The organism is Paenibacillus sp. RC67 (assembly GCF_030020805.1).
Lineage (GTDB): Bacteria > Bacillota > Bacilli > Paenibacillales > NBRC-103111 > Paenibacillus_S.
In genome coordinates this window covers 6,065,211-6,088,322 of sequence record NZ_CP125098.1, presented here as the reverse complement: position 1 = coordinate 6,088,322, position 23,112 = coordinate 6,065,211, and the positions used below count along the sequence as shown (strand labels likewise).

General features: G+C 45.1%; 14 protein-coding genes and 1 tRNA gene. 12 read left to right on the top strand and 3 right to left on the bottom strand.

Features of this window, described 5'->3' with window-relative positions; genetic code table 11:
* Positions 1-241: 241 nt before the first annotated feature.
* Positions 242-5,872, top strand: coding sequence for an S-layer homology domain-containing protein (locus QMA13_RS27620; RefSeq protein ID WP_282943590.1), 5,631 nt, complete (start codon positions 242-244; stop codon positions 5,870-5,872).
* A 177-nt stretch (positions 5,873-6,049) separates the two neighbouring features.
* Positions 6,050-7,837 carry a bifunctional diguanylate cyclase/phosphodiesterase gene (locus tag QMA13_RS27615; RefSeq protein WP_282936894.1) on the top strand — a complete coding sequence of 596 codons (1,788 nt, stop codon included), beginning with the start codon at positions 6,050-6,052 and terminating at the stop codon, positions 7,835-7,837.
* Between the two features lie 2 nt (positions 7,838-7,839).
* Here QMA13_RS27615 and QMA13_RS27610 read toward each other — a convergent pair whose 3' ends face one another.
* Positions 7,840-8,589, bottom strand: coding sequence for an HAD family hydrolase (locus QMA13_RS27610; RefSeq protein ID WP_282936893.1), 750 nt, complete (start codon positions 8,587-8,589; stop codon positions 7,840-7,842).
* 165 nt (positions 8,590-8,754) lie between these two features.
* On the opposite strand from QMA13_RS27610, the gene polA reads away from it, so the two are divergent.
* From polA to QMA13_RS27585, 5 genes are all read left to right on the top strand, one after another.
* Positions 8,755-11,421 (top strand): DNA polymerase I, encoded by a 2,667-nt coding sequence (gene polA, locus QMA13_RS27605; RefSeq protein WP_282936892.1) that lies wholly within the window; start codon positions 8,755-8,757, stop codon positions 11,419-11,421.
* A gap of 116 nt (positions 11,422-11,537) precedes the next feature.
* Positions 11,538-12,395 carry a DNA-formamidopyrimidine glycosylase gene (gene mutM / locus QMA13_RS27600; protein WP_282936891.1) on the top strand — a complete coding sequence of 286 codons (858 nt, stop codon included), beginning with the start codon at positions 11,538-11,540 and terminating at the stop codon, positions 12,393-12,395.
* An 87-nt stretch (positions 12,396-12,482) separates the two neighbouring features.
* On the top strand, positions 12,483-13,178 hold the full coding sequence (gene ytaF, locus QMA13_RS27595; RefSeq protein WP_282936890.1) for a sporulation membrane protein YtaF: 696 nt from the start codon (positions 12,483-12,485) through the stop codon (positions 13,176-13,178).
* A 110-nt stretch (positions 13,179-13,288) separates the two neighbouring features.
* A complete protein-coding gene (gene coaE, locus QMA13_RS27590; RefSeq protein WP_282936889.1) occupies positions 13,289-13,885 on the top strand; it encodes a dephospho-CoA kinase in 597 nt (198 codons plus the stop codon).
* Positions 13,886-13,887: 2 nt separating this feature from the next.
* Positions 13,888-14,472: a lytic transglycosylase domain-containing protein gene (locus tag QMA13_RS27585; RefSeq protein WP_282943588.1), complete on the top strand. Its 585-nt coding sequence runs from the start codon at positions 13,888-13,890 to the stop codon at positions 14,470-14,472.
* A gap of 62 nt (positions 14,473-14,534) precedes the next feature.
* Here the strand turns inward: QMA13_RS27585 and QMA13_RS27580 are convergent, their stop codons facing one another.
* Positions 14,535-14,759, bottom strand: a complete 225-nt coding sequence (locus QMA13_RS27580; protein ID WP_028548048.1) for an alpha/beta-type small acid-soluble spore protein — start codon at positions 14,757-14,759, stop codon at positions 14,535-14,537.
* A gap of 117 nt (positions 14,760-14,876) precedes the next feature.
* On the opposite strand from QMA13_RS27580, the gene nrdR reads away from it, so the two are divergent.
* From nrdR to QMA13_RS27565, 3 genes are all read left to right on the top strand, one after another.
* Positions 14,877-15,353, top strand: a complete 477-nt coding sequence (gene nrdR, locus QMA13_RS27575; RefSeq protein ID WP_028548047.1) for a transcriptional regulator NrdR — start codon at positions 14,877-14,879, stop codon at positions 15,351-15,353.
* Positions 15,354-15,551: 198 nt separating this feature from the next.
* Positions 15,552-15,624, top strand: a tRNA-Ala gene (locus QMA13_RS27570).
* A gap of 485 nt (positions 15,625-16,109) precedes the next feature.
* Positions 16,110-19,178 carry a hybrid sensor histidine kinase/response regulator gene (locus QMA13_RS27565; protein ID WP_282936888.1) on the top strand — a complete coding sequence of 1,023 codons (3,069 nt, stop codon included), beginning with the start codon at positions 16,110-16,112 and terminating at the stop codon, positions 19,176-19,178.
* 207 nt (positions 19,179-19,385) lie between these two features.
* Here QMA13_RS27565 and QMA13_RS27560 read toward each other — a convergent pair whose 3' ends face one another.
* Entirely contained in the window at positions 19,386-19,580 is a 195-nt protein-coding gene (locus QMA13_RS27560; protein ID WP_282936887.1) for a hypothetical protein, read from the bottom strand.
* A gap of 74 nt (positions 19,581-19,654) precedes the next feature.
* Here QMA13_RS27560 and QMA13_RS27555 point away from each other — a divergent pair, with 74 nt between their 5' ends.
* Positions 19,655-21,982, top strand: a complete 2,328-nt coding sequence (locus tag QMA13_RS27555; RefSeq protein WP_282936886.1) for an ATP-binding protein — start codon at positions 19,655-19,657, stop codon at positions 21,980-21,982.
* Positions 21,983-22,118: 136 nt separating this feature from the next.
* Complete coding sequence (locus tag QMA13_RS27550; RefSeq protein ID WP_282936885.1) at positions 22,119-23,045, top strand: polyprenyl synthetase family protein; 927 nt, start codon at positions 22,119-22,121, stop codon at positions 23,043-23,045.
* The last annotated feature ends 67 nt before the right edge of the window (positions 23,046-23,112 follow it).

The following is a 23,112-nucleotide window of genomic DNA, read 5'->3' as shown; positions in this document are numbered from 1 at the left end:
ATTACACATATTATACTATAATGTTTAAAAAGTACAAGAGAACATACATATTCCATATTGTGAATATGATTTCTCCTAGAAAGTAGGACCAACCGTAAAAAAACACAAGAAAATAACACAATAAAAGAGCGTATGTCCACTTAAAACAGCATAATCAAATCCAGCTTCTTCACAACTATAATGAATTGGTTGATAGCGTTTACAAATTATGTGTGAAGAAGGGGTGTTTGATTTGAGGGAAATGATAGGCCGCTTCAAGCTTGGAGTTATAGCTTTACTTATTTTTTCGTTATTATTGCCAAGTGGTTTACTAGTACAGCCAAATGGTGTACAAGCCGCGGTGTTGGAGAATTTGGCAAAAGGAAAGGAGACTTCGGCAAGCTCTACCTCTAATAAGGATACAAATCCTACCAAATATGCTGTTGATGGGGATGCCAATACAAGCTGGAACTCCAACAGCAAAGACTTAACTCCTTGGTTCCAAGTGGATTTTGGCAGTCAGACTATCTTTAATGAAGTTAAATTAAATTGGAAGCCTTATAATGTTACAGAGCTTAAAATTCAATATCTTAATAGCGAGTCAGTGTGGGAAGATGTATATGTGAAAAGATCAGGAATGGTAAACGCTGTAGTCACGGATACGATTGACTTCAAGCCGGTAACTTCTTCTTCTCTTCGTCTTCAGCTAAGCCTATCTTCAAAGAATTTTCAATTGTACGAATTGGAGGTATACAATAATCCTGCTGCGGTACCTCCTTCAGAGCATTTAAGCAGTATCACCTTGACTGACTCATCCAACCATGTCTATCAGCAAGATGAAATAGTTCCTTTGATAGCAGGAGGGACGAAATCGTTAGTTCTTAAAGGCAAGCTAGATAGTGGTAAGGATGCGGTGTTATCCAATACAACGAATTATTTCAAAAGCTCTGACCCGTCCATAGCAACGGTGGATAACAATGGGAAATTAAAGGCCCTAAAAGATGGAAAAACGACAATAACGGCAGAAGCTATTGTTGGTGGCGTTATGCAAGGAATCAGTTTAAAACTGGAAGTTTATGATCCAGCCTTACAGAGCAACATCGTTAGAAATAAAGCGATAAGTGCGAGTTCCGGGAATGCAACAGCTGCTGTTGATGGAACGAGCGCAGCCTGGTCCCCTTCCTCAGCCGATGTGAATGATGACCACAAATCATGGCTACAAGTAGATACAGGAGACATCTACTCCTTTAACCGCACGGTTATTACATTTACAAATCCAGAGAAGCTGACAGGCTATACTATTCTGGCTTCTGATGACGGAACTGTATGGGAGAATGTTTATATGAAAACAGGTGTTATTTCTGCAAATGAAGCACCTATATTCCCCAAAACGGCAGCACAGTTCGTGAAGCTTCAGTTAAACCACCAATCGGAAGGCAGCGCTGTAGCAGAATTTGAACTATATGGTTCCCTATTGGATATTTTAAAAAACATTAATTTTTTCGATTCAAATCAAACGTATCAACTAAACGACACTATCTACCTGAATAAAGGTGACTCTACAACTATTAAATTAAAAGGAACACTCACCAGAAATAATGAGCCTAACGACCTATCCAAAGCGACGGTCACCTTCCAGTCGAAGAATTCGAAAATTGTTTCGATTGATGATAAAGGTAAAATTACTGCAGTAAGCACGGGTACGGTTGATGAGGGAGTCATACTTGTTACAGCTTCGGCTTCACTGAATGAAAAAACGATTTATACCAGTATTTGGGTGGATGTTACTAATCCGAATAAGGATATGAAGCCTTTAATTGCTGATTTGCAGTTAGCCCACCCTACAATGACTATGGATATAGGTCAGCCGGCTTTATTAAATATCGGGGATGAGTATCCAACAATTAGCGTGGATCCTTATGTTAATTCAATGATTAGTGCGGATTTGATACGCATTGGCACTATGAATCCAATAAACCGTGTTTCTGCGTCTGCTTTTCAAACAGGGGTTAAGCAAAGCATTAGTTTCCCAGGCAGTGTGACACAATACGGTCAATACCAAATCCGTTTGACTATTGAAACTGCCACTGGAGGAACGGTATATGATACGTTCTACTTTACAGTTATAGATCCAAGCTCATTGCAAACGGATCAAAGCAGCATTGTTTACTTAGGTAGTGATGGTCAGTTGATTTATGTTCCAGATTATAAAGGTAATCGGGTTCTGGACTTTTCAAATGTGGGATACAAGGGTGGTGGAGTAAAACTTCCTGATGTTCCTGCCAAAGTGGTAGTATCGCCAATTGAAGGAGATGCGACCAAGTTAATTCAAGATGCAATCGACAAGGTTTCAGGTATGGAAGAAGTTGATGGTATTAGAGGAGCCGTTTTTATCAAGAAAGGCTTCTATGATATTCAGGGACAACTTTACATTAGAACAAGCGGAGTTGTGCTTAGGGGAGAAGGCCAGGATGAGAAAAATGGTACCGTATTGTTTGGATCAGGTGTTCGTGAACCGGATAAAGACCCAACAATTATTACAGTAGGTAATGGTGGTGGCATGAAGGCTAATGAATCTACGGCTACGACAATTAAAGATATGTTCGTACCGGCAGGATCACGTTCATTTCACGTAGAGGATGCAAGTGGCTTTGAGGTCGGAAATAAAGTCATTGTTCGACGTGTAGGGAACCAAAACTGGATTCATGAGACCGGCATGGATAAGATTTATGACCGCCCAGACAGACCGGATGCTGTTCCGGGTACAACAAGCCAAATGTCACCATTTGACATGAATTTTGATAGAGAGATCATAAAAATTGAAGGTAATGTGATTACTGTAGATGCTCCAATTGCAAATTCTATCGAGCTTCGTTGGGGTGGAGGGAAGATCCTGAAATACGACGATCCAGATCGTATTCAAAATGTCGGCGTGGAAAAAATTTTTTTTGATTCAGCTTTCGATCCTTCCGTTATCAGTACCGTAATGGATAATGACACAACGGATCCATATTTTGCTGACGATAATCACATTGAAAATGCAATCGTACTAGATGGTTTGAAAAACGGTTGGGTTCGTAATGTGACCGGTAAGCATTTGGCTATTTCTTTGGTTAAAATCAATGGGAATTCCAAGTTAATTACCGTTCAGGACAGCAAAGTAACAGATTTTGTAAGTACAATTACGGGAGGCACCCGATACGCTTACTACTTCATAGGACAGTTGAATCTGGTTCAACGCTCCTATTCGGAATCGGAGCGCCATGCATTTGTGTTTGATAGCCGGATACCAGGACCTAACGTTATTCATGGTAGCGAATCGCAAAAAAACTACAATTCCAGCGAACCGCACCATCGTTGGTCAACTGGCGGTTTGTTTGACCAAGTGAAGGGACACATTGTGATTCGCGACCGGGCTTGGTTGGGTAGCGGACATACATGGGCAGGTGCGAATTACGTTACTTGGAATACGGAAGGCATTCTAACTTCCCAGCAGCCTCCGACCGCGCAAAACTATGCGATCGGCCACGTAGGGACGAAAGGAGCTCCACTGGTTCCAAATGAGTACGACTCTCGCCCAAGAAAAGATGCATATTGGGATCATTTTGGCAGCCATGTTAACCCACCAAGTTTGTATTTACAGCAATTGAGGGACCGCTACGATAGTTCAGATGGAGAAGTTAATGGGGAGAAGGCAGTAGACAACATCAAGAATAATCCCTTTGGAATCAACGATCCTGTTACAATAAACGCCCCTACAGGACTAACTGTAACAGCTGGAGACAGTCAAACAAGCCTGACGTGGGACACGGTAGTCGGAGCAACCTACTATACGGTTAAACGCAGCACAACGCCAGGCGGCCCGTATGAAACGATAGCAACGAATATAACAGACACCAAATACACAGAAAAAGGCTTGACGAACGGAACGATTTACTACTATGTAGTGACCGCAAGTAATATTGCAGGCGAAAGTGCGAAGTCGAACGAGGTAAGCGCTAAGCCTAGCGGCAGCACGATAGTGGTGAAACCACCAGCTGCTCCAACAGCATTTAAAGCAGTTGCAGGAGATGCTCAAGCAAGCCTGACGTGGGACACGGTAGTAGGAGCAACCTATTACACTGTTAAACGCAGCACAACACCGGGCGGCCCTTATGAAGCGGTAGCAACGATCATAACAGACACCAAATACACAGAAAAAGGTTTGACGAACGGAACGACATACTACTATATAGTGACAGCGACTAATATTGCAGGCGAAAGTGCGAGCTCGAACGAGGTAAGCGCGAAGCCAAGCGGAGGCACGGTGGTGCAGCCTCCAGCTGCCCCAACAGCACTTAAAGCAGAAGTAAGATATATGCAAGTCGCACTATCATGGGATACGGTTACTGGAGCGACTTATTACACGCTGAAGCGCAGCCTGACTTCCGGTGGAGCTTACAGTACCGTAGCTTCTAATCTCACAACCAACAGCTACTTGGATAACAGTCTAACGACCGGACCAACTTACTATTACGTAGTAACGGCTTCTAATGCTACTGGAGAGAGCGCAAGCTCGAATGAAGCGTCTGCAAGACCATATACACCGAGCAGCAATAGAAGCAGCAGCGGAAGTAGCGGTGGAACTTCACCGGGTACACCGACCGTGCAACCTAACAAAGACGGATCTCAAGTCATAAGTGTTGATCCAGTCATTGAAAAAGGCACAGACGGCAGAACCATAGCCAAAATCACATTGGATGCAGCGGCAATGACTAAAGCAATCGATGCGCTGAATGGAACATCGTCATCGAGAATTACAATCGAAGCGAAGGGCAGCGACGCAGCAGCGGCTTCCTTCCAATTGCCTGCACAGCCATTGTCGGATGCATTAGCTAAAACACCATCTCTGACCGTATCTGTGAAATATGGTGATACAACATATGATTTGCCTATTAAAGCGATTGATTTTGAGGGTCTTGCCAAATCCCTTGGCGTATCGCTCAAGGACTTGAAAATCACCATCACAATGGAAAAAGTGAACGACGCTACTTTAGCGAAGCTGAAGGACAAAGCGAAAGAACAGGGCTTAACGCTTTTATCCGGCGGTGTGGATTATAAAGTGACAGCAGAGGCAAACGGCAAGTCTGTTGCAATCAATGACTTCGGTCTCATCTATGTATCGAGAACGATGAGTATAGGTAAAGCAGTTGATGTAAAGAAAACATCGGCAGTTCTGTTCAACCCAAGTACCGGAGAAATGAGCTTCGTGCCGGCTACCTTCTCGACATTGAACGGCTCCACACAAGCGACGATCAAACGTCCTGGCAACAGCGTGTACGCTATTGTTGAATCGACCCAAACCTTTGCTGACCTTAAAGGTCACTGGGCAAAAGATGATGTAGAGCTGCTAGCTTCCAAGCTTGTTATTAAAGGAATGACGGATACCGGATTTGCTCCTGACAATCGGATTACGCGTGCTGAATTTGCAGCTATTCTCGTTCGTTCCTTAGGTTTATCTGAGAGCACAGGCTCGAAATTCAACGATGTTAAGGCAAATGATTGGTATGCCGGTGTAGTTGGCGCGGCTTCCAAGGCAGGTCTCGTAGACGGATATGAAGACGGAACGTTCAAGCCAGAAGCTAACATTACCCGTGAGCAAATGGCGGTTATGGTGGCAAGAGCGATGACCGTGGCAGGGAAAAAAGTACCTGCTGATTCTAAAGGCCTGGCTTCCTACACGGATTCCAATGCCATCAGTGGATGGGCGAAAGATGCAGTAGCTCAAGCAGTTAACGCGGGTATTATTAATGGAATGACAGAGCATACTTTTGTTCCTGGTCAAAATGCCAGCCGCGCAGAAGCTGCTGTCATGATGAAGCGTCTACTCCAGTATGCTGAATTTATGAATTAGTATTAAACTGCCTCTCGCAGCAGCACGTGATAAACGTGGATGCTGCAAGAGGCTTTTTTCACAGAATTCCAAGATTTACATGGCATTTACAAAAGAGATATAGGACTTTTACACTGGGATAAAAATCCTATGCTAGAGTTGGAATATACATATAGCACAAGAAGGGATGAATCGAATATGGCCGACATCCATATGAATTCGATCGTACACGAGGATAAGACGTATTTACAGAACGAAATTCAGGAGATATTGCGTCATAAAATGATCCATTCCGTTTACCAGCCTATCATATCCTTAAAAAATGGCAGCATTCTAGGTTATGAAGCGTTGACGCGCGGCCCTCATAATCACCCTTTTCATTCGCCGCTGCCGCTCTTTACCTATGCCGACGAGGCAGGGCAGCTGTATCCGCTAGATAGGCTAGCAAGGGAAAAGGCGATTCAGGGAGCTTTCTTTGCCTCAGGCGAAGAGCTGCTGTTCATAAATATATCTGCGGCGATTCTTCATGACCCACAGTTTGTGCCAGGACGAACTTTGGAACTGCTGGAAGCCCAGGGGATGAATCCGGACCGCATCGTCTTTGAAATTACGGAGCGAAGCTCGATCGAAGACTTTTCGATGGCTAAGAGATTGCTCATGCATTACCGTAATCAAGGCTATCGCATTGCCATTGACGATGCTGGAGCGGGGTACTCCTCTTTGCAGGCGATTGCTGAGCTTCATCCCGATTTTATTAAGGTAGACCGTTCCTTGGTTCAGGGTGTGCAGTCCAATAAGACAAAGGAAGCGATACTCGAAGCCTTCGTTTCTTTTACCCAGAAGCTGAATATCGAAATCATTGCCGAAGGCATTGAGCATCTGGATGAACTGCTGTATTTGACCAGGATGGGAGTCCATTACGGGCAAGGCTATTTATTGGGAAGACCTTCTGTAGAGAAAGCTGTGGTGGGTCCGGATTTGATCGATCACATTGTTCAGCAGCGGAAAATCCATGACACGGCAGGGAGCACATGGTCTATCGGGGATTTGATTAATCCTATTCGTACCTTTGATTGCAAAGCGTTAATATCGGAGGTGGCGAACTATTTTAAAACGCATGTGGATGCGCCGGGAGCTGTCATTGTTTCCAAGGATGTCCCAGTCGGATTGATGATGAGGGAAAGATTATTTCAGCAGCTCGCAGGTCAGTACGGCTTCTCCTTATTTTGGAACCGGACTATCGATCAGGTGATGGATGCGCAGCCTTTGATTGTAGATCAGCATATGCCAGTGGAGACTGTGTCCCAACTCGCAACCTCCAGGGACATTCATAATTTGTACGATCTGGTCATCATTACTAACGAGGGCAAAATGGCGGGTGCATCCTCGATCCGTGCGATATTGGAATGCATCACGAACGCTCGAATGGAAAGTGCAAAGGTAGCAAGTCCTTTAACCGGGCTGCCTGGTAATATTCAAATACATCGAGAACTGAATAAACGGTTGATGGAGAAAAAAAGATTTTCAGTTATTTATGCGGATTTGGATTATTTTAAATGGTTCAATGATCGGTACGGGTTTCAAAAAGGAGACCAGCTTATCCAATATACGGCGGACGTTATTCAGCAGTCGATCGTTGTGTGCGGTAAGCCGTTTGATTTTGTCGGCCATATCGGAGGTGACGACTTTATCGCCATCACCTCGACAGTGGACCCGGAAAGGCTGTGCAGGGAAATTATACGCCGTTTCGATCAAGGAGTTCGGCTTTTTTATGAAGGGGATGATTGGTACTATGTGGAGGACCGCGGTGGCAATCGAATCGAGACGAGCGGTGTTACAATTTCATTGTCTTTAATCATATGCGAGCTTGCGGATGCGGTCACTCTGGAGCAAATATCACAAGCATCCGCTAAATTAAAAAAGCTGTCTAAAGGCTATCTTGGGAGCATTGTTCACTGTGAGAATATTGGGATTGAAAATCCGTAAGATCAAAAAAGCTCCAACAGCTGATCCATTTGTTGAATACAGTACACATTTCGTTTTCCGAGCTTTTGCTGGGAGATTTTTTTGGATGCGCTGGTGTTAGCTTGAACCCAGACAGCATCCAACCCCGCTTTTGTCGCTCCGCAAACATCATGCTTCCACGAGTTGCCCACCATGACCAGCTGCCGCGGTGACAGATCCATCGTACGGATCGCCGTTTTGAACAAAGGGATATTTGGTTTTTTGTCCGCGGTATGCTGCGCCGTAAATATTCGTTCTTCCGGAAAATAGTTGTTTAATTTGAACCGATTGAGTAAATGGGTCACTTCGCTGCGAGGACTGTTGCTAATAATAGCCAGTTTGAACCGGGGGGCAAGTGCCTCCAGTGTCTCTTCTACATTGGGTGCGAGTGATTTGGCAGCGAGCCTTGATTTGCGAACGAGCTGGAAAAAATCATTGGCAAATTGCTGATGAACCGGAACGCGAAGCTCCTTGAGCGCGCTTTGCAAGCATAGCTGCTGTAAATCGTCGAGCTGCAGGCGCGCGGTACGGGTTTTCTTGTGCTGCTGCCAGTAGCTCTGGTACTTGTTCCACAGCTCTTCAGCTTGCGGAAAGTCGCCTTGAATCGACCGGGAGTAATAATCGTTCCACACGGAACGGAAAGCCTGCTCGAAATGAATCCCTTGATGGATCAAGGTTTGATTAACGTCAAAACAGATGGCTTTCTTGCCCTGGGTCTGGGTTGAGGTGCTCATACAATTCTACCTCCGTTTTACGCGAAAAGCATCGCCTTATACTCTATGTTTATGCTCATGAGGCCGTCATCACCCCTAAGAATGAGAATGTAAGCCTAAGCTTTTTTTCTCTTGTTGTCCTATGCTATCATGGAGTAGTGATGTTATGGAAAATGGGGTGTAACGATGTCGAAATTAATATTGATTGACGGCAACAGTATTGCCAATCGCGCATTTTATGCATTACCTTTACTCAGCAATTCGAGCGGTCTGCACACGAATGCCGTATACGGGTTTACGACAATGCTGTTGAAGCTGCTGGAAGAGCAAAAACCGACTCACTTTCTTGTTGCTTTTGATGCGGGGAAGGTCACGTTTCGACATAAAGATTATGCTGACTATAAAGGCGGAAGGGCCAAAACGCCGCCAGAGCTGTCTGAACAATTCCCACTGCTTCGGGATTTAATTCGTGCCTTCGGAATGGCTCAGTTCGAGCTGGAAGGATATGAAGCGGACGATATTATCGGTACACTAACCCGTATTGCTGATGAAAAGGGCGATATTGAGGTTATGGTCGTTACCGGAGATAAGGATATGCTGCAGCTTGCATCAGAGCGCGTAACTATCGCCTTGACTCGAAAGGGCATTAGCGAGGTTGAGCTCTATGATACGAATGAAATTAAAGAAAAATACGGCTTAACGCCGAAGCAAATTATAGATTTGAAGGGCTTGATGGGGGACGCCTCCGATAATATTCCGGGTATTCCTGGCGTTGGGGAGAAAACCGCATTAAAGCTGCTGCATGAGTATGAAACGGTAGAAGGCGTATTAGCCAATACCGAGCAATTAAAAGGAAAAATGAAGGAAAAGGTCGAGCAGCATGCTGACGATGCCCGGATGAGTAAAGAGCTGGCCACGATCTTCCGTGAGGTACCGCTCACCACGAAGTGGGAGGAGCTGGCCTTCAGTGGTTATGAGGGACAAGCTCTAGCAGGCATGTTCCGCAAACTGGAATTTAAATCGCTGCTGGAGAAAATGGACTTCTCAAGCACGGATTCTGATGATAGCGCACAGGCGGCACAGGTTGACATCGAGGTGGTTTCCGTCAAGGATCGGGAAGGGCTTACTTCCCTGATAGCGGCGCTTCCGCAGGTGACCTCCTTGCATGTAGAGGCGGCAGGAGATAATCCGCATGTTGCTGATATGATAGGGATTGCTTTGTATTCAGAGCAGAAGTGCTACTATGTGCCTGTAGAGCTTTTGGATTCGCAAGATGAAGAGGCGCTATCTTTAAAAGGATGGCTGGAATCTCCCAACAAGTCGATAGCCATACATGACCAACATCGAGCAGAGATTTTATTGGCTTGGCGCGGCATACATCTTCAGGGTACGTCAATTGATGTCATGCTAGCGGCTTATTTGCTGGACCCAACGGAATCCGCGCTGACATTGAGTGGCTTGTCGTCTAAATACAGCTTACCTATTTTAAAGGCAGACGAGGAGATATTCGGTAAAGGGGCCAAATTCCATATTCCGGATATCGAGTTATTAAGCGACCATTTGTGCCGTAAGGCGATGACCATTCATAGCTTGGTCGAGCCGATGAAGCGTGATTTGGAACAAAGTGATATGAACCAGCTGTTCTATGATCTTGAGCAGCCGTTGGCCAGTGTGTTAGCGGATATGGAAGAGAAGGGCATCAAGGTAGATATCGAGGCTTTGAAGCAGTATGGTGCGGAGCTGGGTGCTCAACTTGAAACCATTATGAGATCGATCTATGACGCGGCAGGCACGGAGTTCAACATTAATTCACCGAAGCAACTCGGCGAGATCTTGTTCGAGAAGCTGCAGCTGCCGACGATTAAAAAGACAAAGACGGGCTACTCGACGGATGCGGAAGTGCTTGAGAAGCTGGAGCCGTACCATCCGGTTATCGGTCATATTCTGCATTACCGGACTTTAGCCAAGCTCCAATCTACCTATGTGGAAGGTTTGTTGAAAGAGGTTCGTCCCGATACGGGGAAAGTTCATACCTACTACAGACAAACGATTGCGGCAACAGGCCGGTTGAGCAGTCAGTATCCGAATTTGCAAAATATCCCGATCCGCCTTGAGGAAGGCCGCAAAATCCGTAAGGTGTTCGTACCATCCAAGCCTGGTTGGTCGATATTGACTGCGGACTATTCGCAGATTGAACTGCGGGTGCTTGCCCATATTTCGCAGGACGAAAAGCTGATCGAAGCTTTTATTAAGGATATGGATATTCACACCAAAACCGCCATGGATGTATTCGGGGTATCTGAAGACGCTGTAGACTCCAATATGCGCCGTCAAGCCAAAGCGGTCAATTTCGGTATTGTATATGGAATCAGTGACTATGGCTTATCCCAAAACCTGAACATCACCCGTAAAGATGCGGCTCAGTTTATCGAGCAGTATTTTGCCGTATTCCAAGGGGTTCGCCAATATATGGATGATATCGTGAAAAAAGCGCGTCAAGACGGCTACGTGACAACCTTGCTTCAGCGCCGCCGCTATTTACCGGAGATTACCGCTTCGAACTTCAATCTTCGTTCCTTTGCGGAACGGACTGCTATGAATACGCCAATTCAGGGTACTGCCGCCGATATTATTAAGCTGGCTATGGTACAGATGGATGAAAGACTGAAGCGGGATGGCCTCAAGAGCCATATGCTTCTACAGGTACATGACGAATTGGTGTTTGAAGTGCCTGAGGATGAAATCGAGACGATGAAAATGACGGTCGCAGAAGTGATGGAAAACGCCCTGAAGCTCGATGTTCCTCTAAAAGTGGAAGTAGATACAGGGTTGAACTGGTATGAAGCAAAGTAATATAATATAAGTTCTTTACGAAATAAAATAATCAGAGGAATGTGTGGGGACGAGCCTATTGTGATGCCGAAGCACATTCCTTATCCCTTTTAATAAACAGCTTCGAGGTGAGCAGCATGCCGGAATTGCCGGAGGTTGAAACGGTTAAGCGAACATTAAATCAATTGATTATAGGTAAAAAGATTGAGCAGGTTGCGGTCCATTTGCACCGCATTATTCAGCGTCCGGAGGAACCTGATGAATTTGCTCTTTTGCTTCAAGGGCAGACGTTTCATGGCGTAGAGCGGAGGGGGAAATTTCTTCTTTTGCTTACGGACGAGTTTACCCTTGTTTCTCATCTGCGCATGGAAGGCCGTTACGGTCTGTATGACAAGAACGACCCAATGGAATTGCATACACATGTTGTGTTTCATTTTACCGATGGCAGCGAACTCAGATATAAGGATGTACGTCAGTTTGGCACAATGCATTTGTTCCCAAGAGGAACGGAGCTTAATGAACAGCCGCTCAAAAAGCTGGGGTTGGAGCCGCTTGATGAGGCGTTTACGCTGGAAGCTTTCAAGAGTAAATTGGAAGGCCGATCCACCAAAATTAAGCCCCACTTGCTCAATCAGGAATATATCGTAGGTATAGGGAATATTTATGTGGATGAGTCCCTGTTTCTCGCAGGAATTCACCCTGAACGGGAAGCTGGATCCTTAACACGTAAGGAACTGGCTGCTTTACATGAGGCCATCATTAAAACGTTGAGCGAAGCCGTAGCTGTCGGAGGCTCCTCTATTAAGTCTTACGTTAATGGGCAGGGGGAGATCGGAATGTTCCAGCATCAGCTACAAATGTATGGTCGAAAAGGCGAGCCTTGCCACCATTGCGGCTATCCGATTGAAAAGACTGTTGTAGCAGGTCGCGGAACCCATTTTTGCCCTAAATGCCAGCCTTTGAAACGAAAGAGTACAAAGAAATCAGAAGCTTAGAACGCTTGTGTGATGTTGCCGGAACTATGCACCCCCCGCCCATAATCGCCATATAGTAGGGAGTAAAACGGTCGGGAGGGAAGTTTCATGTTGCCTTTTATCTCCTTATTGATTTTGGCGTTAGCTGTCAGTCTCGATGGATTTGGTGTTGGTGTCATGTATGGCTTACGTAAAATACGTATGCCATTACTATCCGTTGCCATTATTTCATGCTGTTCTGGTTGTATTATCTATCTTGCCATGCAAATCGGTGTATTCATCAGCCATTTTGTGGACCCGGTTTATGCCAAGGCGATCGGCGGTGTGATTCTGATTGGAATCGGTATTTGGGCCGTCTATCAAGTCATGATGGAGAAAAAGGAAGCAGACAATGGGGAACACACGGGGATTTCTGCCGAGCTTCCTGTAAAGATAACAGGGGCTGAAAGTATTCCGACAACCAGAGAAGTGCTAAATATTGAGTTGAAACGTTTCGGACTTGTTATTCAAATATTGCGCACACCTTCGATAGCGGATATGGACCGTTCCGGCAACATTTCACCCTACGAAGCGCTATTGCTTGGTATCGCCTTGTCGTTGGATGCTTTCGGAGCAGGAATTGGTGCCGCCTTGATCGGTTTTGCGCCGCTGCTCACTTCTGCTGTTATTGCATTGGCTAGTGGGACCTTCCTAGCGAGCGGCTTACGAATAGGTTATAAGTACTCGGATATGTCTTGGCTTCGCCGGCTCTCCGTGTTTCCCGGATGTGTTTTAATTATTATGGGTATTATGAAGTTGATATAGTAATGTATTTTTAATAAATGCTTACGAAGAAAGTTTATGCTACGCAGAAGCTCTAAGTAAATGCTTACGAAGATAGTTTTTGCTACGCAAAAACTCTAAGGAGAATCCCTATGAATATCGGTTTAACTGGAGGCATCGCTTGCGGCAAAAGCACCGTATCCGATATGTTGGTGCAGCGCGGCGCGATGCTAGTTGATGCCGACCGCATCGCCAGAGAGGTAGTGGAGCCTGGCAGTCCTGTGCTGATGCAGATTGTGGACCGATTTGGATCCGAAATTTTGAATCCTGACGGCTCTCTGTTTCGTAAAAAGCTGGGAGAAGTGGTCTTTGGCAATTCGGAAGCATTGAAGGACCTTGAGAACATCATGCACCCCTCGATACGAGCTCTTATTCGAGAAAGGATGCATGAGTACGAGCAGTTGCACCCGGACAAGCTTGTGGTCGTGGACATCCCTTTATTATATGAATCGGGGTTGCAATCGATGTTTGAAGCTGTTATGGTCGTGTACGCACCGAGAAGTCTTCAGCTTCATCGGCTGATGAATCGGGACAAGCTTACTGTGGAGCAAGCGGAAGCTCGGCTTAAGGCTCAGATGGATATTGAACAGAAGAAAGCCTTGGCTGACATTGTAATAGATAATCAAGGAACGCTTACGGATACGGAGAATCAGGTTGAGGCGTTCTTAAGGGGAAGGAGGCTGCTATGAGCATCAGCTTTTGGCGGAAAAAGCGAGTGTTTGCTCTTCTTTTAATGACCTTCGTAATCCTTATGTTCCTAAGCAGCGATGTAGTGGGTAAATGGTTATATCCTATACGCTATCAGGAGGAAATACGGCAGCATGCCGCAAATTACAAGGTTGACCCGCTATTGGTTGCAGCAATAATTCGAGTCGAATCCAATTATAAATCGAACATCTCATCAAAAAAAGGCGCATACGGTTTAATGCAGCTTATGCCTGACACATCGGAATGGATCGTCGATGCCGGACGGTTCTCTCCTTCATTTAAGGACGATTTGGATAATCCCACCGTCAGCATTGAATTAGGGACATGGTATTTGGGATGGCTTCATAAGGAATTCAACGGGAATACTATCGCTGCCGTAGCCGGATATAATGCGGGACAAGGTAAAGTGAACCGATGGATACAAAATAAAGAATGGGACGGTACATTGAAAAATTCAGATTCCATCCCATATGGCGAAACGAGACATTACATTCAGCGCGTTTTGTATTATTATAATAAATATCATAAGCTTTATGCGAAGGAATGGGGAGTTACTGCCCAAAAGTAAAGAAGCATTGGACAGGCCCCCTAAGGAGCACTCTGTCCAATACTTCTCTAGTTGTTCCTTAATTAGCGGTTACCGCCAGCAAGTGTTTGCTCAGCGATTTGCACCAGGCGACGTGTAATGTGTCCCCCGATAGCACCAGTGTCACGAGTAGCCATGTTACCGTAGTAACCGTCTTGAGGAATGGCGATACCCAATTCCTGTGCTACTTCATACTTCAGTTGGTCCAAAGCTGCGTTTGCTTGTGGTACCACCAAAGTGTTGCTGCTGCGAGATTGTCCTGCACCCATGTCTGTTCACCTCCTTGTAAGTTGGTAAACCTATTATGTGCTTTTCGCAAAAGTTCATTACAGGGATTCGTTGGTAATATGTGCTGTTCATTCGTAACAAAAAGGAGTGATCTTGTAATGAAATGCCCATACTGTGACTATAACGGCACGAAAGTATTGGACTCCCGATCCGCCAATGAAAACAAATCCATTCGTAGGCGAAGAGAATGTGAGAAATGCACCAAGCGTTTTACAACGTTCGAAATGGTTGAGGAGACACCGCTCATCGTTATCAAAAAGGATGGAAGTCGTGAAGAATTCAGTCGGGAGAAGATGCTCCGGGGCTTGATCCGGGCTTGTGAGAAACGTCCTGTATCCGTAGATCAGCTCGATATGATCGTATCCGAAGTTGAGAAACAGATCCGTAATACAGCGAGCACCGAAGTGGACAGCAGGGAAATCGGTGAAATCGTAATGGAACAGCTTTACCCGGTCGATGAGGTCGCTTATATCCGTTTTGCTTCTGTCTACCGTCAATTTAAAGACATTAATATGTTTATGAGAGAACTGACCGATATCTTGTCCAAGCATCAAGTTGGTGAAGAAAAAAAGTAATAAGCAGGTGCGGGGAATCCATTAATGATATCCTTTGAGCACCTGTTTTACTGTTTATTTAGTAACGTGTTTGGATGACCATCGATATGAATAAAAAAGTTTATTGTGACGCTTGACGATGGGCCAAGCACCGTGTATAATACCTAATTGTCGGGTGAAAATGTTGTTTGAAAATAACGTTTCACTAATACATAATAAGGGGCCTTAGCTCAGCTGGGAGAGCGCATCGCTGGCAGCGATGAGGTCAGGGGTTCGATCCCCCTAGGCTCCATAAAAAAAGTCCTCGGAACCAATCAGGGTTCCGGGGATTTTTTTATGCCTAGGCAGGGGCCGAACCCCGAGGTTCAGTCCGCGCGGAGGGAGCGAAGCGGACGAGCACGGCGTCTGAATCTACCGCTAAGGTAGTCATCGGTGAATAGGGATCGTGAGCAAGTAAAAAGAAGATTCATACATCCCACTAGACAGTGGACGATCCCCTGGAAGGGGGGCGTCCGTTCGGAAGGAAATAAAGGGAATAAGTTTTCGTAAGGTTATCGATTAAGAGATTTTTCATCTCTATCCAATAAAATGTCTCAACAACTTGATTAGCGTCCACACTGCCAAAATTCTTGAAAACGGATTGCCTATAGTACTTTCTGGCATGAAGACTTTTCTTGAGACTGGGGAGACGCTGGTTGGCAATTAGACCGAAAATACAGATGCAAGGGCAAATACCCATGAAGGATTTATAGCAAAGATTGTCGAATCATTTGTATTATGAACATCAAAAAAATACTCTCTATTACTCTAGTATTTATTATGATTTTAACCGGCATTCGGCTAACGTGGATATTTGTTGGCTTGCCTCCCGTTCGAGCAATCGCTATGCATGGTGTTCTTGATCTCCGTGAGGTTTCATGGAGTCGTCCGATATTGCTGGAGGGTGACTGGATGTTTTATCCGGATCGTATGCTCATGTCGGATGATGAGGAAGTGAAAACAAGTGGTGTTCCCGCCACTTTGCCGGGTTCGTGGAAAGGTCTCTTCTCTAATCCCAAGCAGGTGACTGGATACGGCAGCTACCGGCTTCTCATTTTACTGGACAATTCAATGGACGAGAAGCGGCTTACGATAGCGATGCCTCCCTCCATGTCAGCTTCTGAGTTGTATGTGAACGGAACCAAGCTCGGGGCAGCAGGCAAGCCAGGGAAAACAGCTGATCAAACCATAGCTTACGAGACGCCTTATAATGTCACTTTTACAACAAACAGCTCTGAAGTTGAGATTACAGTCCAGGTTGCCAATTTCATAAATAACGTGGATGGCGGATTGTTCCAAATGATTCAATTCGGAACTGAAGACGTGATCATGCAGCACAAGCAGTTCTCGGTAGCCATGCAGCTGCTTGTCTGCGTCGTTATGATGATTCAAGTATTGTATGCGGTCGTTTTGTTCTTTATGGGTGTCCGGCAACGGGCGCTATTTACGTTAGTTTTGTTAATGTTCTGCATCAGTCTGTCGGTTCTCGTCACGGATGACAAGCTGTTGGTCTCATGGCTGAATCTGCCGTATGGTATCAGCTTCAGGCTTTATACATTGAGTTATTTGTGGTCAACGGCTCTACTGCTCTTATTCATGAAGCAGCTGTATCCTACTTTGTCCAAGTGGCCCTGGCATCGATATTTCGGGATTACGGTGCTGGGCTTGACGGTGATGGTTGTGCTGATACCCACCATTCATGTTGCATCTGTTGATCTGTATACGATCCCTCTGCTGCTTGTCGGTACTGTCTATGTACCCGTACTCTCGTTTCGCGCCACGCTGCGTCTTGATCGTGACTCGATCTTTTTATGGCTCGCCTTTGTTGGCTTGAGCGCGAATTTGATTTGGGGTGTCCTGAATAATTTCAGTTACGCTCTTCATTCCGTACATTTCTATCCTATAGATTTTATTATTGTATATATCGCTTTTGCTTGTTACTGGTTCAGATTGTATTTTCGGAATATGCAGCAGACAGCAAGATTGGCAGCTGAATTGCAAAGAGCGGACAAACAAAAAAATGATTTTCTCGCCAACACCTCCCATGAGCTTCGTAATCCGCTACATGGAATGATCAACATAGCGCGCAGCGTGATAGAGCAGGAGAGCTTATCTCAAGATGTACATGAAAGGTTAAAACTTCTGGTGACGGTCGGCAATCGCATGTCCTTGCTGCTGAATGATCTCTTGGATCTGGAACGGCTTCAGGACAAAGGACTGCGGCTGTATCCGCAAGCCGTGCAGGTACAACCTTCTGTGGATGGCATTATCGATATGATTAAGTATATGATGGAAGGGAAATCTATCGAGCTGCGTAATGAAATTCCTGAATCGTTCCCTCCGGTACTTATGGACGAAAACAGGATGGTCCAAATTATATTCAATCTGCTCCACAACGCGGTAAAGTATACTGCGCAAGGACATATCGCTATACGGGGGTTCATTAGCGGGGAGACGGCAGTCCTGGAAGTGGAGGATACAGGGATCGGCATCCAACAGGAAATTCTGGATCGGATCTTCCTACCTTATGAACAGGCGGATTCCAGCATGACGTCAGAGGGAGGCGGTCTTGGGCTGGGATTGAGTATAAGCCGGCAGCTTGCTGAGCTACAAGGCGGGTCGCTAGAGGCAGAGTCTGAACCGGGAAAAGGCTCTCTGTTTAGGCTTACAATGCCTATAGCTCCAGCAGCAGTTTGGCAGGAAGCTTCATCATCTGCTACCAAGCCCAAGAAGATACTTTTGAAGCATACAACGGCGGAAGAAACGCATAAGACTTTGGAGCCTTCCACAACCACTGAAGCGAAAGCTAAAAAACCGTGGGTGCTCATTGTTGACGATGACCCGATTAATCTACATATTTTAAAGGAAATGCTGCCACGGCATCAATACCATGTAGCTACCGTCACTTCAGCGCTTGACGCGATGAACCTAATTGACGCTAGAGAGTGGGACTTGGTGGTGTCGGATATTATGATGCCCCGCGTGTCAGGCTATGAGTTGACCCGATCCATCCGGAGGCGATTCGCGATGTCCGAATTGCCGGTGCTGCTGCTAACCGCTCGCAGTCAGCCTGAAGATATGGCGGCTGGATTTCAGGCCGGTGCCAATGATTATGTGACCAAACCGGCAGATAGTCTAGAACTGCAGCACCGAGTGCAGGCGCTCACAGAATTGAAATTGAGGACTGCGGAACAAATGCGCTTTGAGGCAGCCTTTTTGCAGGCGCAAGTACAGCCGCATTTTTTGTTCAATACGCTCAATTCTATCGCTGCGTTGAGTGAAATCGATTCCGAACGGATGCGGAGATTACTTTCTGTCTTTGGAGAATATTTGAGAGGCAGCTTCGATTTTCGCAATTCCGAACGATTGGTGTCGCTCAAGCAAGAGTTAAAATTGGTCCATGCTTACTTATATATTGAGCAGGAACGATTCAACGAGCGGCTGCGCGTACTGTGGGATGTTCCTGAACGACTGCTGTCGACACAGGTTCCACCACTCACAATCCAGACATTGGTAGAGAACGGCGTGCACCACGGCATCATGAAGCGAAGTCGAGGAGGAACTGTGCGAATCGCGGTAGAGGAGCGCGGCGACTATGTCGAAATCCAGGTATCGGACGACGGGGTTGGGTTTGACGAGAAGATCCTGAATCAGGTGCTTCAGGATCATTCAGAAGCGTCTGTCGGTATTGGGTTACGGAATACAAACCGTCGTCTCCGTCAGATCTATGGCAGTGGACTTGATATCCATAGCGATACCGACCAGGGTACGAGAATTACGTTCCAAGCAAGAAAAGGTGAAGCGTAAAGGTGCTTTTAAGTTAGCAGATATAGATTAATGAAGGGTTATTCTTCAGACAGTCGAAACGGCTGCCCTGCAGAATAACCCTTTTTCATAGGATGATAGCAGGAAATTTTTGCAATTCTAAATATACGAAAAAAAAAGAATGCATGATTAGCGAAACCGCTAGCTATACATTCCTTTTTTATTTGGTAAAATAATACTTAAATTTCATTACCATTGACTCCTAGGTTCTAACAGATCGGTTTTTCTTGTTGCCGGGCGATTGAAGGTGCTAATCAGTGCGGAAGATTCTTCTTTAGACAGAGACAGCTCAGTGATGGAAAGGCTTTTATTTTCGCGTACATCGACATTTTTCAATGTATGTACCGCCTTTTGCAAATTAGGATTGATCTGGATGGTAAGCATAGTATCACCTCCTTAATGAGACTTTTATATTACATTTCCTATTATAGCAAATTATTGAAGTATGGAGGAAGACCATGTCGAAAATTAAATATGTACTTGGACTGTACCTGTTGATATTTGTCACGTTGCAAATTTGGTGCTCGTTCATTACGTTCCACTACCCCTATATCGGAATTTATCTTGAGCCGACCCCGCAGCAGCAGTGGATTATTAAGGAGCTATCTCCCGAAGGTGCTGGTATGAAGCTTGACGTGCAACTCGGAGATCTCGTACAGCAAGTGGATGGGAAGCCTCCCGAAGAATCATCATTCGTTTATAAATGGCGAACGATTGAGCAAGCCCAGAACTTCGTTATTGTTAGAGACGGGAGGGAGTATACAATCGATGTGAACAGCATTAGGGGCGATATCTCCTATGATATTGTACCGATTATCGAAGAGTCCGTATGCCTGATTATGGCAATTTTACTTTTTGTTAAAATGCGTGGTTCTTCCTCAGCTCGGCTGCTTTCAGCAGTTTTCCTGACTATGGCTATCATTTATATGAGTATGGGTGCTTCCGTGAGAGGAGATGCAGTCGGGAAGCTTATCATCGCCAGTCTGATGATGCTGCTGCCGATCGTGTTCTATCATTTTCTGGTTATTTTTTTCAACGAGAAAGGAAATATAAACTTACCCTCCAAGCCTTTAAAATATTTGTACTCGATTGTTGCTCTAAGCTTCGGTATAAGAAGTCTGTATTTTTATCCACCTATGGCGTATACGTTATTTCGCTATCATAATTCGGTTACCTTAAGCTTTTTCATGGTCGGATTTTTATTCAATATGGGCATTTTAACAATCCTTTATGTAAAAGTCCGGAAACAACGATCTTACATCACGAGCATTATCAAGAGCGTATGGCTGTCATGGATGATCTCATTTTTACCCGTTATTTGCTATTCCTTTCTTCCGAAAGTAATTATGGAGTACCAGTTTCTGGATGCAGTTTATACTAGTTGGATCATTTTATTTTTTCCAATTTCCTTTGCTTATTTGATTGCTTCGGATCAGTTGTATGATGTTGGCCTTGTGATTCGGCGAATTCTGTTCGCCGGCCTGCTGGCAGTCATTCCGGTGAGCTTGTTTACAGGGACTTTTATCTTATTTTTTCACCAAACGACAGACGAGAAGCAAATCTCGTTTATATTCGTCGGTTCGTTAATTCTGCTTACATCGGTGCTGTATGCAGCTGAATATTGGACCATGCGATTGGAGTCGTTTTTGTTCCCAAGGAAGTTCGTACTGCAATCGGCTTTGAAGAAAATTTCCAAAAACCTTGGAACGATTTCCAGCTTTCGTGAACTGAAGGATATTATTCTCGTCGATATTGTGGAGACCCTTCAGGTTATGGGGGCTGCTATTGTATTTCAATACAAGAGTGAGACCGAAATCATCTACGAAGGGGAGCTCGATGCTGCAGAAATTCAGAAGCTTGTCAATACGCCCTTATTGCCCGATCATCCGCTCTATACGTTCATTGAGATGAATAGCCATGAAGCGTACACGAGCTATTTGGTCATCACACGAAAAAAAACGAACATGCTGCTTGGCAAGGAAGAGATTCAATGGCTGCGCCTGATTACTTCCTATTTGGAAGTTAGCTTGGAGAATGTTCATTTGATCCGCAAGCTCACCGTGAGGCTGCAGCAGCTGGCTTCCCAACTGCCCCAGGAAAACACAGCGCAAGATATTCAATGGTTTCGCAAGGTGATGTTTGAATTACAGGAGGAGGAACGGATCCGAATCGCTATGGATCTTCATGATACAACGATGCAGGATCTTTTCTTTCTTAATAGAAGATTGGCTGCACTCGGAGAAAAATATGCCCTGCATAAAGAAGATCAGGAGCAGTTGAGCTCCATGATTCAATTTGTAGAAATGATTAATGCCGGTTTGCGCCAAAGCTGCTTTGAGTTGAATCCCCATTTGCTTAAAGAGGTTGGTTTGATTCAAACGTTGGAGATGTATTTAGAGAAAGAGGCTTACACGACTCCGTTTCAGCTTAAATTTATTGTAAAAGAAGCTTATGCTATTGAAAGCAAAGATTTGCTGACCAAACGACATATTTTCCGGATTGTGCAGGAACTGCTTAACAACGCGAAAAAGCACTCACAAGCTACCAAAGTCATGTTCCAAATCACAGAAGCCAATGAAAGATTTTGCTTGAGTTATGAAGACGATGGGGTGGGGTTTGACGACAAAGAAGTGCGGCAAAAGAGAGTCGGTTCTTCGGGAATGGGGATAGAACAAATAAGAAGCCGAATTGGTCATATGGGCGGACAATTGGAATTCATCACTCAAGCCAGGAGAGGAATGAAAGTCGTCATCTCGATACCGGTGGAGGAGGTTAAATCTGCATGATCTTCTTACGGCCCATCTGGAAGGGGAAACGCCTGGGCAGACTGTGTGCTGAAGGAGGAAGAAATGGTTGATAGTTATTTACGCAAGATTTATGAGAAGGTTATAAACAATCAGTAAGCTCAGGAGGGCGAGGCAATTGAATCAGGATATCAAGCATCATATGTATCGCATTGTTGACGACTACATTTATGTAGAGGATTTAAATGCACTGCTTAAATCATTTATCGCGGACAAGGAGCAAGAAAACGCCTCATGGTCGAAGATCACGGTTTGTACGCACTATATGTTAGGGGGCAACTCACCTCATCTTCATCGTATGGCCGCAGTGACGGAATTGATCATTTTAGCTTTAGATATTATGGATGATTTACAGGATCAAGATCATAGCAGCAAAACATGGATGCAGTGCCCGCAGGCTATTACGTTAAATGCCCTCTTGGCCATGCTTATGGGAGTTATTGGAGAATTGGGACAGCTGCAGGTCGCAGATAAATGGCTCGTCGAGGTGAGCAAAATCATTTCAAGATCGGTGAATGGACAACAAAAGGATGTGACCAATTCGGTATCTTCGGTAGATGACTACCTGCTTATGACACAAGAGAAATCCGGTTCCTTATTCCGGTTCGCGTGTTTTATGGGGTATTATTCTTTGGATTGCACGGCGGAAATGATGGAACAGTTAAACGATCTGGCGGATTGCATCGGACTTATTCATCAGATTCAAAATGATATGAGAGACGTGGTTCAATATGATGTGAAAAGCGACCTGTTGAATAAAAAGCGCACACTCCCTATCTTGTATTTACTCTCCATTGATGATCCTGCATTTAGCCAATTCAAGGACTATTACGATGGCAAAATGAATGCAGACTTCCTTTGGCAGGAGAAAGAAGCCACTGTTCGAATGATTCATGATTCCGGATGCTTGGAATATGCCCGAATTGTCCAATCCGTATGTCTCCAAAAAGCGGAGGGGATCTATGAGCAATTGCAAGCCATTTCTCCTTGGAAAGAAGAATTCAAAGAAATTACATATGCGTCGTTCTTGGATCGCATTAAATGAAAAATATCAGGGGCTCGCTTCCTAAAAATTTCCTTATCATCGCGCACCACAGGTAGGCGGGGGGATT